This is a genomic window from Pseudomonas sp. DCB_AW (genome assembly GCF_026240895.1).
GTDB lineage: Bacteria > Pseudomonadota > Gammaproteobacteria > Pseudomonadales > Pseudomonadaceae > Aquipseudomonas > Aquipseudomonas kermanshahensis.
Map to the genome: position 1 here is coordinate 1 of NZ_JAPFCE010000104.1, position 12,701 is coordinate 12,701.

Consider the following 12,701-nt stretch of genomic DNA (forward strand, 5'->3'; position numbering starts at 1 on the left):
CACCGGGCCTATCAGGCCGGGGGTGTTGGGCGAACGGCGGTCACCCAGCCGCCCCATGGCAACGCGCATTTTTGATTTTGGGCGCCGCCCATCTCCTGTAGGAGCAGCCTTGTGCTGCGAAGCGCCGCGCATGCGGCGCCCGACCTGCCGGGTGCTAAAAACCAAGCCAAGCCCGCCATTTTCTACCATCCGCCACCCGCCGCTGGGCGTATACCTGCGCGACAGTTATAATCAGCCGATTTCCCCTTCGCCAAGACACCGAACCCATGACTGAGTCCGTTCTTGACTACATGACCCGTTTGGGTCGCGCTGCTCGCCAGGCTTCCCGGGTGATCGGCCGTGCCAGCACCGCGCAGAAGAACCGCGCCCTGCAAGCGGCTGCCGATGCACTTGACGCTGCCCGCGCCGAGTTGACCGCCGCCAACGCGCTGGACCTCGACGCAGGCCGTGCCAATGGCCTGGAGCCCGCACTGCTCGACCGCCTGGCGCTGACCCCGGCGCGTATCGACGGCATGATCACAGGCTTGCGCCAGGTGGCCAGCCTACCGGACCCGGTCGGTGCCATCCGCGACATGAGCTACCGCCCATCGGGTATTCAGGTCGGCAAGATGCGTGCACCCCTGGGGGTGATCGGGATCATCTACGAATCGCGCCCGAACGTGACCATCGATGCCGCCAGCCTGTGCCTGAAGTCCGGCAATGCGACCATCTTGCGTGGCGGCTCCGAGGCCATCCACTCCAACCGTGCCATCGCCACCTGCATCCAGCGTGGCCTGGCCGAGGCCGGCCTGCCGGCGGCGGTAGTGCAAGTGGTCGAGACCACCGATCGCGAAGCCGTGGGCGCGCTGATCAGCATGCCCGAGTTCGTCGATGTGATCGTGCCGCGCGGTGGCCGTGGCCTGATCGAACGTATCAGCCGCGATGCGCGGGTGCCGGTCATCAAGCACCTGGACGGCATCTGCCATGTCTATGTCAGCGAACATGCCGACCTGGACAAGGCCTGGCGCGTCGCTTTCAACGCCAAGACCTACCGCTACGGCATCTGTGGCGCCATGGAAACCCTGCTGGTCGACCAGCGCGTAGCCGAGCGCTTCCTGCCGGAAATGGCCCGCCGTTTCCAGGAAAAGGGCGTCGAGCTGCGTGGCTGTGAGCGCACGCGTGCGCTCATCGAGGCCAAGCCGGCCAGCGAAGACGACTGGCACACCGAATACCTGGATGCGATCCTGTCGATTCGTGTAGTCGATGACCTGGACCAGGCCATCGAACACATCAACCACTATGGCTCGCACCACACCGATTCGATCATCACCGAGCACCAGGGCCAGGCCCGCCAGTTCATGGCAGAGGTCGACTCGGCGTCGGTGATGCTCAATACCCCAACCTGCTTCGCCGACGGTTTCGAGTACGGCCTGGGCGCGGAGATCGGTATCTCCACCGACAAGTTGCATGCCCGCGGCCCGGTTGGCCTGGAAGGCCTGACCTGCGAGAAGTACGTGGTGATCGGCGACGGCCAGCTACGCGGCCAGGAGTCCTGCTGAGTTGAGCAAGGCCCAGGCAGTCCGGCGCATCGGCATTCTAGGCGGCACCTTCGACCCCGTTCACATCGGCCACCTGCGCAGCGCGCTGGAAGTGGCCGAGTTGATGGCGTTGGACGAGTTGCGCCTGTTGCCCAATGCCCGGCCGCCGCACCGCGACACCCCGCAAGTGGCCGCGCAAGATCGCCTGGCCATGGTGCGCAGCGCCGTGCAGGGCGTCGCCTGCCTGAGCGTGGATGCCCGCGAGCTTGCCCGCGACAAGCCGTCGTACACCATCGACACCCTGGAGTCGATCCGCGCCGAACTGGGCGCTGACGACCAGCTGTTCCTGGTGTTGGGTTGGGATGCCTTTTGTGGCCTGCCCGCATGGCACCGCTGGGAAGAGCTGCTGCAACACTGTCACATCCTGGTGCTGCAACGCCCGGATGCCGACGTTGAGCCCCCTGACGAGCTGCGCAACCTGTTGGCTGCGCGCTCCGAGAGCGATCCCACCGCCATGTCCGGCCCGGCGGGAAATATTTCGTTCGTCTGGCAGACACCGCTTGCGGTGTCGGCTACACAGATCCGACAGCTGCTGGCCAGCGGCAAATCGGTGAGGTTCCTGGTGCCGGACGCCGTACTGGCCTACATCGAGGCACACGAACTGTATCGTGTGCCTAACTGACGGTGCTCCGGCACCTCATCCAACAAGTTGAACGAGTTTTATATGACCAAGCAGAAAATTTACGGCGAAGAACTGGTCCAAGTGACCAAGGCAGCGCTGGAAGACGTCAAGGCCCAGGATATCCAGGTCATCGACGTGCGTGAAAAGCACAGCCTGACCGACTACATGATCATTGCCACCGGTACCTCCAACCGCCAGATCAACGCGATGGCCGAAAAGGTCCGTGAAGCCGTCAAGGCCAAGGGTGCCCAACCCCTGGGTGAAGAAGGCAAGGGCGACAGCGACTGGGTGCTGCTGGACCTGAACGATGTCATCGTGCACATGATGACCGCCGCTGCCCGCCAGTTTTACGACCTGGAGCGCCTGTGGCAGGGTGCCGAGCAAAGCCGTGCCGCCGATGGCAAGCACCACAGCCCGGACCACGCCCACGAGTACTCCGACAAGCTCAAAGACCGGGAATAAGGAAGCGTCGTGCGTCTGCGCCTGATCGCGGTCGGCTCGCGCATGCCCAAGTGGGTCGAGGACGGTTGGCATGAATATGCCAAGCGCCTGCCCCCGGAGCTGTCGCTTGAGCTGGTGGAAATCCCGCTGAATACCCGTGGCAAGAATGCCGACGTCGCTCGCCTGATCCGTCAGGAGGGCGAAGCCATGCTGAGCAAGGTTCAGCCTGGGGAACGCATCGTCACCCTCGAGGTCCATGGCAAGCCCTGGAGTACCGAGCAGCTTGCTACCGAGCTGGACCGCTGGCGCCTGGATGCGCGCACGGTGAATTTGATGGTGGGCGGCCCGGAAGGGCTGGCGCCTGAGGTTTGCGCACGCGCTGAGCAACGCTGGTCGCTGTCGCCGCTGACGTTGCCGCACCCGTTGGTAAGGATACTCATCGGCGAGCAGATCTATCGCGCCTGGACCGTGTTGTCCGGGCACCCTTACCACAAATGAGCCTGTAAGCAGTCCGATGTCGCAGCCGATCCGTCTCAAGGACCACGAGAAAGACGCCCGCCTGGTGCGTAACCGCGTCGTGGTCGGCGCGGTGGCGATCATGCTGCTTATCTGCGTTTTGATCGCGCGGCTGTATTACCTGCAGATCATCCAGTACGACTATCACTCGACGCTGTCGGAGAACAACCGGGTGCATGTGCAGCCGATTCCGCCGACCCGTGGGCTGATCTTCGACCGCAATGGGGTGATCATCGCCGATAACCGACCCAGCTTCAGCCTGTCCATGACCCGTGAACGTGCGGGTAACTGGCAGGAAGTGCTGGACAATATCGTCGAAGTGCTGGAGCTGACTGACGACGACCGCGCCATCTTCGAGAAGCGCATGCGCCAGGGCCGTCGGCCGTTCGAGCCGGTGCCCATCCTGTTCGAACTGAGCGAAGAGCAGATCGCCCGGGTGGCGGTGAACCAGTTCCGCCTGCCCGGCGTGGAAGTGGTCGCGCAGTTGGTGCGGCATTACCCGCAAGGTGCGCATTTTGCGCACTCGGTGGGGTATGTCGGGCGTATCAACGAGAAAGAGCTGAAAACCCTCGACCCTGTGAACTACAGCGGTACGCACCATATCGGCAAGACCGGTATCGAGCGTTTCTACGAGGATGCGTTGCACGGCCAGGTCGGTTACGAGGAAGTCGAGACCAACGCCCGCGGCCGCGTGCTGCGGGTGCTCAAGCGTACCGACCCCAAGCCTGGCAAGGACATCGTCCTGAGCCTCGACATCAAGCTGCAGGAAGCCGCCGAGGCCGCCCTGGGTGGCCGTCGTGGCGCGGTGGTGGCGCTCGACCCGCGTACCGGCGAAGTGCTGGCGATGGTCAGCCAGCCAAGCTTCGACCCTAACCTGTTCGTCACCGGCATCAGCTTCAAGGCCTATGCCGAGCTGCGGGATTCGATCGACCGGCCGTTGTTCAACCGCGTACTGCGCGGGCTGTACCCCCCCGGCTCGACCATCAAGCCTGCGGTGGCCATCGCCGGTTTGGACAGTGGCGTGGTCAATGCCGGCAGCCGGGTGTTCGACCCAGGCTATTACCAACTGCCCAACTACGATCACAAATACCGTAACTGGAACCGCTCTGGCGATGGCTGGGTCGACCTGGATACCGCGATCATGCGCTCCAACGACACCTACTTTTACGACCTTGCCCACAAGATGGGCATCGATCGTTTGTCCAGCTACATGAACAAGTTCGGCATCGGCCAGCGGGTTTCGCTCGACATGTTCGAAGAATCCGCCGGCCTGATGCCGTCTCGCGAATGGAAGCGTGCCACCCGCCGCCAGGCCTGGTTCCCCGGCGAAACCCTGATTCTCGGGATCGGCCAGGGCTACATGCAAGCCACGCCGCTGCAGCTGGCCCAGGCCACCGCATTGATCGCCAACAAAGGCGTGTGGAACCGCCCGCACCTGGCCAAGACCATCGAAGGCCAACCGCCGGTGGACGAGAACCCGATGGAAAACATCATCCTGCGTGACAAGTCGGACTGGGCCAAGGTGACCCACGGCATGGAGCAGGTGATGCACAACGCCCGTGGTACCGCGCGCAAGGCTGCTGCCGGCGCCCAGTACCGCATCGCCGGCAAGAGCGGTACTGCCCAGGTGGTGGCGATCAAGCAAGGCGAGAAATACGACCGCAACAAACTTCAGGAACGCCACCGCGACCACGCCCTGTTCGTCGCCTTCGCCCCGGCCGACGACCCGAAGATCGTGGTGTCGGTGATGGTCGAGAACGGCGAATCCGGCTCTGGCGTCGCCGCACCCGTGGTGCGCCAAATCATGGACGCCTGGTTGCTCGACGAGCACGGCCGGCTCAAGTCCGAGTTCGCTCCCGCCACCGTTACCCAGGAATCGGCCCTGTGATGAACAATTTCGATCGCATGCTCTCCAGCGAGGATGTGATGCGTCGGCGCGCCAGCTTCCTGCAGCGCATCCATATCGATGGCCCGTTGCTGGTCATCCTCCTGACCCTCGCGGCTGGCAGCCTGTTCGTGCTGTATTCGGCCAGTGGCAAGAACTGGGACCTGCTGCTCAAGCAGGCGACTTCGTTCGGCATCGGCCTGGTGTCGATGTTCGTCATCGCCCAGCTGGAGCCGCGGTTCATGGCGCGCTGGGTGCCATTGGCCTACGTCACCGGGGTGCTGTTGCTGGTGGTGGTGGACGTGATGGGCCACAACGCCATGGGCGCCACCCGGTGGATCAACATCCCCGGGGTGATTCGCTTCCAGCCCTCGGAATTTCTCAAGATCATCATGCCGGCGACCATCGCCTGGTACCTGTCCAAGCGCACCTTGCCGCCACACCTCAAGCATGTGGCGATCAGCCTGGTGTTGATCGGCGTGCCGTTCATCCTCATCGTTCGTCAGCCCGACCTGGGCACGGCGCTGTTGATTCTGGCCTCCGGTGCGTTCGTGCTGTTCATGGGCGGGCTGCGCTGGCGCTGGATTGTCAGTGTGGTAGCGGCGGCGGTGCCGGTGGCAGTGGCCATGTGGTTCTTCGTCATGCACGACTACCAGAAGCAGCGCGTGCTGACCTTCCTCGACCCGGAAAGCGACCCCTTGGGCACCGGCTGGAACATCATCCAGTCCAAGGCTGCGATCGGTTCGGGCGGGGTATTCGGTAAGGGCTGGCTGCTGGGCACCCAGTCGCACCTGGACTTTTTGCCCGAGAGCCACACCGACTTCATCATCGCCGTGCTCGGTGAGGAGTTCGGCTTGGTCGGCATCTGCCTGCTGCTGATCGTCTACCTGCTGCTGATTGGTCGCGGCCTGATGATCACGGCCCAGGCGCAGACCCTGTTCGGCAAGCTGCTGGCGGGCAGCTTGACGATGACCTTCTTTGTATACGTGTTCGTCAATATCGGTATGGTCAGCGGCCTTCTGCCCGTGGTGGGCGTGCCGCTGCCCTTCATCAGCTATGGCGGAACTTCGTTGGTGACGCTGCTGTCAGCGTTTGGCGTTCTGATGTCGATCCATACGCACCGCAAATGGATCGCACAGGTTTGAATAAGGTGAAGAATTTCATGCAAGCAGTGCGTAACTGGGCTGCCCGTTGTGCGCCGTGGATCGGCGCGGTGGGCCTGTTCGGCGCTGTCCAGCTGGCCCATGCCGGCGACTACGAAGGCTCGCCCCAAGTGGCCGAGTTCGTTGGCGAAATGACCCGCGACTACGGCTTTGCCAGCGAGCAGCTGATGGGCGTGTTCCGTGAGGTCCAGCGTAAACAGTCAATTCTCGATGCCATCTCGCGGCCGGCCGAACGGGTCAAGCCGTGGAAGGACTACCGTCCGATGTTCATCACCGACGCGCGCATCGCCCGCGGTGTGGACTTCTGGCGCCAGCACGAAGCGGTGCTGGCGCGGGCCGAGCAGGAATACGGGGTGCCGGCGCAAGTTATCGTCGCGATCATCGGCGTAGAGACCTTTTTCGGCCGCAATACCGGTAATTACCGGGTCATCGACGCCCTCTCGACGCTGGGCTTCGACTACCCGCCGCGGGCCGAATTCTTCCGCAAGGAGTTGCGCGAGTTCCTGCTGCTGGCCCGTGCCGAGCAGCTTGACCCGCTCACGCTCAAAGGCTCCTATGCAGGCGCCATGGGCTTGCCGCAGTTCATGCCGAGCAGCTTCCGCAACTATGCCGTGGACTTCGACGGCGATGGCCACATCAATATCTGGAACAACCCGGACGATGCCATCGGCAGCGTAGCCAGCTACTTCAAGCGCCATGGCTGGGTGGCCGGCGAAGGCGTGGTCAGCCGCGCCAGGGTGCAGGGCGAGCGGGTTGATGAAGGCCTGACCACGGGTATCGAGCCGGTGAAGACTGTCGGGGAGTTGCGGGCGCTGGGCTGGTCGAGTCATGATGCGCTGCGCGATGATCTGCCGGTCACCGCCTTCCGCCTGGAGGGCGAAAACGGCCCCGAGTACTGGATGGGCCTGAAGAACTTCTACGCGATCACTCGCTACAACCGCAGCGTGATGTACGCCATGGCGGTGCATCAGCTTTCGGAACAGCTGGTCCAAGCACGGGGCGTCAAGTAATGCGCGCAATCATCTCTGCCACTACCTTCAAGCTGCTGACCTGCATGACTGTCGGCATGCTGTTGGTCAGCTGCTCTTCCAGCCGCCCGACCACCACCCAGAAAAGCGGTAATACAGTCCGCGCCCAGCCCGGCCTGGACATCAACCGTGCCCACAAGGACGGTGCGCCGTGGTGGGACGTGGACGTGAACAAGATCCCCGACGCCACGCCAACCGTGCACACCGGCAACTACAAGGCCAACCCTTACACGGTACTGGGCAAGACCTACTATCCGATGCAGGACTCGCGCAACTACCGCGCCGAGGGTACCGCGTCGTGGTATGGCACCAAGTTTCACGGGCAGAACACGGCCAACGGCGAGCTTTATGACCTGTATGGCATGAGCGCGGCGCACAAGACCTTGCCGCTGCCGGCCTATGTGCGGGTGACCAACCTGGCCAACGGCCGCAGCGTGGTCCTGCGGGTCAACGACCGTGGCCCGTTCTACTCCGACCGTATCATCGACCTGTCCTACGCGGCGGCGAAGAAGCTCGGCTACGCCGAAATCGGCACCGCGCATGTGCGCGTCGAAGGTATCGACCCGCAACAATGGTGGGCCCAGCGTGGCCAGCAGCCACCGTTGGTGCTGAAGGAGCCTCAGGTTGCCCAGACCCAGTCGATACCGGCCAGCACCGGCCGTGTCGAGCAGTGGACGCCGCCACCCCAGCAGCACGCAGCCCCCGTAGTGCCCGTTCAAGTCGGCGGCAACAATGTGCCGGCAGGCAACGGCGGGAGCTTCTTGCAGGTGGGCGCCTTCGCCAACCCGGACGCCGCCGAACTGCTGCGTTCGAAACTGAGCACCATGGTCAGCGCGCCGGTGTTCATCAGCTCCATCGTGCGTAACCAGCAAACCCTGCACCGCGTGCGTTTGGGGCCGATCAGCAGCCAGGGCGAGATCCAGCAGGCGCAGAACAGCATTCGCCTGGCGAACTTGGGGCAGGCCAAGCTGGTCACAGCTGACTGACCGCACCGGCCAAACTGTCGGTTTTGTCATGAATTGACGGGCGCGGGCATGTACAATGTCCGCTTTTGCCCGCAGCGACATAAAGCCGCAGTGTGCGGGCTCGGCCCAAGGCCTTAAAAACTAGACTGACTGGCGCTGGGCACACGATGTGGCCCAGGCAACATCTCAGACCATTAGCGATTTTCGAGAGACGGATGAACATCACCAACCTTGCCAAACGACTTTGCCTGCCCGTACTGCTGATGATCACGCCTGCTGCTTTCGCGGCAGAGCAGATGATGCCGGCACCACCGCAACTGGCAGCCAAGTCCTACGTACTCATGGACGCGTCCAGCGGCAACGTGCTGGTCGAGAACAACGGTGACGAGCGCCTGCCGCCAGCCAGCTTGACCAAGCTGATGACCGCCTACATCGCCACCCTGGACATTCGCCGCGGCCAGATCGGTGAAAACGACCCGGTCACCGTCAGCGAAAACGCCTGGCGTACCGGCGGTTCGCGCATGTTCATCAAGGTTGGCAGCCAGGTGACTGTCAGCGACCTGCTGCACGGCATCATCATCCAGTCGGGTAACGATGCGTCTGTTGCGCTGGCCGAGCACATTGCCGGCAGCGAAGACGCCTTCGCCGACATGATGAACAAGACGGCCGCTGACCTGGGCATGTCCAACAGCCACTTCATGAACCCGACCGGCCTGCCGAACCCCGAGCACTACTCCTCGGCGCACGACATGGCCCTGCTGGCGCGCGCGATCATCGACGTCGACCCGGCCCACTATGCGATTTACTCGCAGAAAGAGTTCTTCTGGAACAACATCAAGCAGCCGAACCGCAACCTGCTGCTGTGGCGTGACAAGACCGTCGACGGCCTGAAAACTGGCCACACCGACGAAGCCGGTTACTGCATGGTGGCTTCGGCCGTACGTGACGGCCAGCGCCTGATCGCCGTGGTGTTCGGCACCAACAGCGAGCAGTCCCGTGCTGCCGAGACCCAGAAGCTGCTGACCTACGGCTTCCGCTTCTTCGAAACTCAGACCTTCTATCAGAAAGGCACCGAGCTGACCCAGGCTCCAGTCTGGAAGGGCGCCACCAGCCAGGTTAAAGCTGGCCTGGCCAACGACCTGACCATGACTATGCCTAAAGGCCAATTGAAGCGCCTTCAGGCTTCGATGACCATGAACCCGCAGCTCACCGCACCGATCGCCAAAGGTGACGTGATCGGCAAAGTGGAAGTCAAACTGGACGAGAACGTGGTTCACAGCGCCGACCTGATCGCCCTCGATGGCGTCGAGGAAGGTGGTTTCTTCCGCCGTATGTGGGATAGCATCCGTCTATTCTTCTACGGGTTGTTCAACTGATAACGTGACCTGCCACGCTCCCGCTGTTCAGGCGGGGGCGTTGTTGTTGCCACGGCTTACGAGGCCGTTTCCGCTATGAGCGAACCTGACGTCAAGTCGCACAAAATCGAATTCCCCTGCGCCGACTACCCGATCAAGGTCATCGGCGATACCGTTGTCGGTTTCAAGGACATGGTCATCGAAGTCCTCAGCAAACACGCCAAGGTCGACCTCGCCACGCTGGCCGAGCGCCAGAGCAAGGAAGGCAAGTACACCACGGTGCAACTGCACATCGTTGCCGAGAGCGAGAACCAGCTGCACGATATCAACAGCGCCCTGCGCGCTACCGGCATCGTGAAAATGGTGCTCTGATGTCAGCCTGTCTCGGTTTTCGCGATCTTGGCCTGCAGCCCTATGAACCGGTGCTGGAAGCCATGCGTCGCTTTACCGAGCAGCGAGGGCCCGACAGCCAGGATGAAATCTGGCTGGTCGAACACCCTTCGGTTTTCACCCAGGGCCAGGCCGGCAAGGCCGAGCACCTGCTGATTCCGGGTGATATCCCGGTGGTGCAGACCGACCGCGGTGGCCAGGTGACCTACCATGGCCCCGGGCAACTGGTGGCCTACTTGCTGCTGGATGTGCGGCGGCTGGGGTTTGGGGTACGTGAGCTGGTCAGCCGCATCGAGCAGACCCTGATCGACCTGCTTGCCAGTTACGATGTCCAGGCGGCGGCCAAGCCCGACGCCCCGGGTGTCTATGTCGATGGAGCGAAAATCGCCTCCCTCGGCCTGCGAATCCGCAACGGCCGTTCGTTCCACGGCCTTGCCCTGAACGTGGACATGGACCTTGCGCCATTCCGCCGAATCAACCCCTGCGGTTATGCGGGGCTGGCCATGACCCAGCTACGCGATCTGGCAGGCCCGATCGAACTCAACGAGGTCAGGACAAGGCTGCGCGGACAGCTGGTCAAGCACCTCGACTACGCTGAGCAGACGACCCTCACGGGCGGAATCGACTGAATATGACAACTGTGCAAGAAGCCGTGCCGAACCTGATACCTACCCAGGATGCCACCCCGCGCCCAGCGCCGAAGAAGGTGGAAGCTGGGGTCAAACTGCGTGGTGCCGACAAGGTCGCGCGCATCCCGGTAAAGATCATCCCTACCGATGAACTGCCGAAAAAGCCTGACTGGATCCGCGTGCGCATCCCGGTCTCGCCCGAGGTAGACCGCATCAAGCAACTGCTGCGCAAGCACAAGCTGCACAGCGTCTGCGAAGAGGCCTCCTGCCCGAACCTGGGCGAGTGCTTCTCGGGCGGTACTGCGACCTTCATGATCATGGGTGACATCTGCACCCGTCGTTGCCCATTCTGCGACGTTGGCCACGGCCGACCGAAGCCACTGGACCTCGATGAGCCGAAGAACCTCGCCGTCGCCATCGCCGACCTGCGCCTGAAGTACGTGGTGATCACCTCGGTGGACCGCGACGACCTGCGTGATGGCGGTGCCCAGCACTTTGCCGACTGCATCCGCGAGATCCGCGCTTTGTCGCCGGGCGTGCAGTTGGAAACCCTGGTCCCGGACTACCGTGGCCGTATGGACGTGGCCCTGGAGATCACCGCGCAAGAGCCGCCGGATGTCTTCAACCACAACCTGGAAACCGTACCGCGCCTGTACAAGGCCGCGCGTCCGGGGTCGGACTACGACTGGTCGCTGGACCTGCTGCAGAAGTTCAAGCAGATGGTCCCGCACGTACCGACCAAATCGGGCCTGATGCTCGGCCTGGGCGAGACCGACGAAGAAGTCATCGAAGTGATGCACCGCATGCGCGAGCATGACATCGACATGCTGACCCTCGGCCAGTACCTGCAGCCGTCGCGCAGCCACTTGCCGGTGCAGCGTTTCGTGCACCCGGATACCTTCGCCTGGTTCGCCGAAGAAGGCTACAAGATGGGCTTCAAGAACGTGGCTTCCGGCCCGCTGGTGCGTTCTTCGTACCATGCTGACCAGCAGGCTCACGAAGCCAAGATCAAGCTCTGAGCCTGGTCTGAAGCACCCGTGCCGATGCGCGCCGAAAGGCCGCATCGGCATTTTTGTTTGTGTGCCCTGCACTGCAAGGAGTTGCAATGAATTGCGCCGAAACCGTTGAATCCCGACTGCCCGCTGCCCTGGGGGAGAACGCCTGCTTTGCCATCGTCGCCCCGGCCGGGCCAGCGCGGCTGGATGCGCAAAAGGCCAGCCAGTGGTTCACCGAGCGTGGCTACCGCTGCCGTATCTACCCAGGCGTTGAACAGGCGCAGGGCTACCTGGCAGGGCCCGATCAGCAGCGGCTGCAGGACCTGCACGATGCTTTTGCTGACCCGGCCATCGACGCCATCCTGTGCATGCGCGGCGGCTATGGCAGCATGCGCCTGCTCGACAGCCTCGACTTTGACCTGATCCGTTGCAACCCCAAGCCGCTGATCGGCTACAGCGACATCACCGCGCTGCACACGGCTATCCAGCGCAAAGCCGGGTTGCTGACCTTCCATGGGGCGATGCTGAATGCCGACCTGTTGGGCGCCAAACTAGAGCCGACCGAGTCGTCGCTGCTGGCGCAACTGATTGGGCAGGTGGGTGCAGGCGATGCGATCGCGCACCCGGCCGACTTTGCGTTGAGCTGCGTGGTGCCGGGGGTTGCCCGCGGGCGTTTGCTGGGGGGCAACCTGTCGATGCTGGGGGCGACCCTGGGGACGGTGGCAGAGATCGATACGCAGGGCTGCATTCTGTTTATCGAAGACGTCAACGAGCCGTTGTTCAGGGTGGATCGTTTGCTGACCCAGTTGCGCCTGGCGGGCAAGCTTGCGGGGGTAAAGGGGGTGCTGGTGGGGGATTTTGCCGGGATCACCGTGGCGGCGTTGACGCCGCTGCTGCAGGACATTTTCGGGCCGCTGGGCGTGCCGGTGCTGGCCGGGTGGCGCAGTGGGCATTGTGATCCGAACGTGTGCTTGCCGCTGGGGGCTGAGGTGGTGCTGGACAGTGGGGAGATGAGGCTGGTGTTGCAGCAGGATTTGTTTAGGGCTTGAGATCGTGGGGCCGCGTTGCGCCCCTTTCGCGACGCAAGGCCGCTCCTACAGGGGACCGCGTACTTTTGTAGGAGCGGCCTTGTGTC

The 12,701-nt window shown here is 63.1% G+C and carries 13 protein-coding genes; all 13 read left to right on the plus strand.

Features of this window, described 5'->3' with window-relative positions; genetic code table 11:
* The first annotated feature begins 266 nt into the window (after positions 1 to 266).
* The 13 genes from OO306_RS26720 (at position 267) to OO306_RS26780 (ending at position 12,615) form a co-directional block, all read left to right on the plus strand.
* Entirely contained in the window at positions 267 to 1,538 is a 1,272-nt protein-coding gene (locus OO306_RS26720; RefSeq protein ID WP_099430539.1) for a glutamate-5-semialdehyde dehydrogenase, read from the plus strand.
* A gap of 1 nt (position 1,539) precedes the next feature.
* The gene (gene nadD / locus OO306_RS26725) at positions 1,540 to 2,199 is read left to right on the plus strand and encodes a nicotinate-nucleotide adenylyltransferase (RefSeq protein WP_027592607.1); all 660 of its coding nucleotides are present in this window, start codon (positions 1,540 to 1,542) and stop codon (positions 2,197 to 2,199) included.
* A gap of 42 nt (positions 2,200 to 2,241) precedes the next feature.
* Positions 2,242 to 2,661: a ribosome silencing factor gene (gene rsfS, locus OO306_RS26730; protein WP_027592608.1), complete on the plus strand. Its 420-nt coding sequence runs from the start codon at positions 2,242 to 2,244 to the stop codon at positions 2,659 to 2,661.
* Between the two features lie 9 nt (positions 2,662 to 2,670).
* Entirely contained in the window at positions 2,671 to 3,138 is a 468-nt protein-coding gene (gene rlmH / locus OO306_RS26735; RefSeq protein WP_023382530.1) for a 23S rRNA (pseudouridine(1915)-N(3))-methyltransferase RlmH, read from the plus strand.
* 16 nt (positions 3,139 to 3,154) lie between these two features.
* The gene (gene mrdA / locus OO306_RS26740; RefSeq protein ID WP_265970294.1) at positions 3,155 to 5,044 is read left to right on the plus strand and encodes a penicillin-binding protein 2; all 1,890 of its coding nucleotides are present in this window, start codon (positions 3,155 to 3,157) and stop codon (positions 5,042 to 5,044) included.
* Positions 5,045 to 5,082: 38 nt separating this feature from the next.
* Positions 5,083 to 6,186 carry a rod shape-determining protein RodA gene (rodA, locus tag OO306_RS26745; RefSeq protein WP_050580719.1) on the plus strand — a complete coding sequence of 368 codons (1,104 nt, stop codon included), beginning with the start codon at positions 5,083 to 5,085 and terminating at the stop codon, positions 6,184 to 6,186.
* Positions 6,187 to 6,203: 17 nt separating this feature from the next.
* Positions 6,204 to 7,214 carry a lytic murein transglycosylase B gene (mltB, locus tag OO306_RS26750; protein ID WP_085272343.1) on the plus strand — a complete coding sequence of 337 codons (1,011 nt, stop codon included), beginning with the start codon at positions 6,204 to 6,206 and terminating at the stop codon, positions 7,212 to 7,214.
* The gene (locus OO306_RS26755; protein ID WP_027592612.1) at positions 7,214 to 8,218 is read left to right on the plus strand and encodes a septal ring lytic transglycosylase RlpA family protein; all 1,005 of its coding nucleotides are present in this window, start codon (positions 7,214 to 7,216) and stop codon (positions 8,216 to 8,218) included. Before mltB ends, OO306_RS26755 begins: the two co-directional genes overlap by 1 nt.
* Positions 8,219 to 8,412: 194 nt before the next feature.
* Complete coding sequence (locus tag OO306_RS26760; protein ID WP_027592613.1) at positions 8,413 to 9,573, plus strand: D-alanyl-D-alanine carboxypeptidase family protein; 1,161 nt, start codon at positions 8,413 to 8,415, stop codon at positions 9,571 to 9,573.
* Between the two features lie 75 nt (positions 9,574 to 9,648).
* Positions 9,649 to 9,924, plus strand: coding sequence for a DUF493 domain-containing protein (locus OO306_RS26765; RefSeq protein ID WP_012312556.1), 276 nt, complete (start codon positions 9,649 to 9,651; stop codon positions 9,922 to 9,924).
* Positions 9,924 to 10,571 (plus strand): lipoyl(octanoyl) transferase LipB, encoded by a 648-nt coding sequence (gene lipB / locus OO306_RS26770; RefSeq protein WP_027592614.1) that lies wholly within the window; start codon positions 9,924 to 9,926, stop codon positions 10,569 to 10,571. The genes OO306_RS26765 and lipB overlap by 1 nt, the downstream gene beginning before the upstream one ends.
* Before the next feature lie 2 nt (positions 10,572 to 10,573).
* Positions 10,574 to 11,590, plus strand: coding sequence for a lipoyl synthase (gene lipA / locus OO306_RS26775; protein WP_027592615.1), 1,017 nt, complete (start codon positions 10,574 to 10,576; stop codon positions 11,588 to 11,590).
* 86 nt (positions 11,591 to 11,676) lie between these two features.
* Entirely contained in the window at positions 11,677 to 12,615 is a 939-nt protein-coding gene (locus OO306_RS26780; RefSeq protein ID WP_265970295.1) for an LD-carboxypeptidase, read from the plus strand.
* Positions 12,616 to 12,701: the final 86 nt, after the last annotated feature.

What these genes read in the sequence shown, in the direction of transcription:
- OO306_RS26720 (WP_099430539.1), top strand. Translation starts at nt 267, where the DNA reads ATGACTGAGTCCGTTCTTGACTACATGACCCGTTTGGGTCGCGCTGCT.
- rsfS (WP_027592608.1), top strand. Translation starts at nt 2,242, where the DNA reads ATGACCAAGCAGAAAATTTACGGCGAAGAACTGGTCCAAGTGACCAAG.
- mrdA (WP_265970294.1), top strand. Translation starts at nt 3,155, where the DNA reads ATGTCGCAGCCGATCCGTCTCAAGGACCACGAGAAAGACGCCCGCCTG.
- rodA (WP_050580719.1), top strand. Translation starts at nt 5,083, where the DNA reads ATGCGTCGGCGCGCCAGCTTCCTGCAGCGCATCCATATCGATGGCCCG.
- mltB (WP_085272343.1), top strand. Translation starts at nt 6,204, where the DNA reads ATGCAAGCAGTGCGTAACTGGGCTGCCCGTTGTGCGCCGTGGATCGGC.
- OO306_RS26755 (WP_027592612.1), top strand. Translation starts at nt 7,214, where the DNA reads ATGCGCGCAATCATCTCTGCCACTACCTTCAAGCTGCTGACCTGCATG.
- OO306_RS26760 (WP_027592613.1), top strand. Translation starts at nt 8,413, where the DNA reads ATGAACATCACCAACCTTGCCAAACGACTTTGCCTGCCCGTACTGCTG.
- OO306_RS26765 (WP_012312556.1), top strand. Translation starts at nt 9,649, where the DNA reads ATGAGCGAACCTGACGTCAAGTCGCACAAAATCGAATTCCCCTGCGCC.
- lipB (WP_027592614.1), top strand. Translation starts at nt 9,924, where the DNA reads ATGTCAGCCTGTCTCGGTTTTCGCGATCTTGGCCTGCAGCCCTATGAA.
- lipA (WP_027592615.1), top strand. Translation starts at nt 10,574, where the DNA reads ATGACAACTGTGCAAGAAGCCGTGCCGAACCTGATACCTACCCAGGAT.
- OO306_RS26780 (WP_265970295.1), top strand. Translation starts at nt 11,677, where the DNA reads ATGAATTGCGCCGAAACCGTTGAATCCCGACTGCCCGCTGCCCTGGGG.